We start from the raw sequence: 1674 nt of genomic DNA on the forward strand, positions 1-1674 counted from the left end.
GTCGGGATCTTCCCCGACCGTAACGCGATCGTCCGGCTGGTCGGCGCGGTGTTGATGGAACAGACCGACGAATGGGCCGAGACCCGCCGCTATATGGGCCTGGAGTTCCTGGCCAAGGCCCGCCTGCGCATCATCGCCGGCGACACCCCGAACGACAAGATCGACCAACAGCAACTCACCGCTTAACCTGCACAAACGGATCACGCGGTGGTCTCCTCTTACACCACTCCGCTGGACGTGACCCGTCCGATGGCGTTCCGAGCGGGCCCTCGGGCCACGTCTTGTCCTCATGTGACCGTCAATCCTTGGTCACAGACGGGCAGCCTGGGCGCCTTCTTCGCAAGCTGCACTCGCTTTCTCGATGACCTGTACTGCATCGAGCGTTCACCCTCTCGTATCAGACTGGCCGGGAGTCAGGTCCTCAGCGGACGTACAGGTGATTGCGGGCCGCAGACCTGCAGCAGGCCACCGGGTGCTTGCCACGATCTGGGTTGGCGGGCCTGAGCTGTTCGATGCTGTGCCGCTATGAGCGCGGTGAAATCAGCTCGAGCCGGGCTACGCCGAAGCCGTTGGCCGCGGTGACCCCAGGCCGCACCTGCTGTGCGGCGATGTGGACCGCGTCGGTCAGGCGGTGTCGAAGGCGGCGCGATCGTGCGGTGGAAAGGTCGCCCGGCGGACCCGACGTGCTCAGCCATGCCGCCTTGGTTGCCGGCGCTTGTGGCGATGCCGGCGGTTGACTCTTCTCCACGAGTCACCGCAGCCGACCATTGCCAGGCGGCGGGCCGCCCCGTCCCTTACACCAGTCCCGATCCGTTGAACGCCGCGCAGGTGCCGCATCTGCACTCGACGCGGGACGCGAGAATCGATGGCCTTGCTCGACCGCCAGTCTCTCGGTGGTGTTGGTAATGATCAGAGCGCGATCAGGGCCGATACCAGCGCGGTCTAATTCGAGACTTGCCGAGTATTGGCACCGGTATCCAGCGCCATGCGATGTTTAGGTCAGGTCGGCAGGCGGCCGGCATCTGAAAGGAAAGGGAGACGGCATGAAAGCACGTTCATCAGTGCTGACCGGTGGGTTGGCACTGACCATGACTCTGGGGCTGGCCGTACAGCCATCACCAGCCCACGCGCTGGGCGACAACCGCAGCGTCAGCCGCCCATGCGGTTCCAACTGGGTTGCCAGCGGTGCCAGCTCCAGCGGTACGTGGGCCGAAACCCAAAAGGAAAGCGGCACGTGCGCCGGTCGGCTCAGCGCCGGCCTTCAATTCAACGACGGCATGCGGATCAGGAACTACGGAAGCAACTCCCACGCCCGCATCTACCGCAGCATGCACACCTTCAGATACGGCTTGCACTGGGGCTGTGACGCCTGCGATGTCACCGTCTCCTGACCATGATGTGGCGCCCTGTTGTCGTCACGCTCGCCCTGGCAACGATTGTTGGCTGCGCTGGGCAGGCTCTCCTCGATGACAGTCATCCCTCACCTGGCATCGACCACGAGCGTGCACAAGCATGGGCGCTGGGCGACGGTACGGTCACCAAAACCGAAGGGTGCGGTTCTTCTCGAAGGACCTGGGTGAGTTCGGAGCTTGAGCGTTCGGTCGCTGTGGGTGGGGTCGTCTTCTACCGTTCGAGGTGGAGGCGACCACGATGGGCTCGTTGTTTGAGGAGCTG

General features: G+C 64.2%; 2 protein-coding genes. Both read left to right on the forward strand.

Annotated features, from left to right (window positions below):
- The coding region (locus ABD333_RS47345) for a transposase (protein ID WP_344549497.1) at window positions 1-186 on the forward strand (186 nt) is incomplete at its 5' end.
- Between the two features lie 857 nt (window positions 187-1043).
- Entirely contained in the window at window positions 1044-1391 is a 348-nt protein-coding gene (locus ABD333_RS47350; protein ID WP_344549498.1) for a hypothetical protein, read from the forward strand.
- Window positions 1392-1674: the final 283 nt, after the last annotated feature.

Origin of the sequence: Actinomadura fulvescens, assembly GCF_039533225.1 — a bacterium.
GTDB classification, from domain to species: Bacteria; Actinomycetota; Actinomycetes; order Streptosporangiales; family Streptosporangiaceae; genus Spirillospora; species Spirillospora fulvescens.

Coding starts and splice junctions, on each gene's coding strand:
- ABD333_RS47350 (WP_344549498.1), top strand. CDS start 1,044: ATGAAAGCACGTTCATCAGTGCTGACCGGTGGGTTGGCACTGACCATG.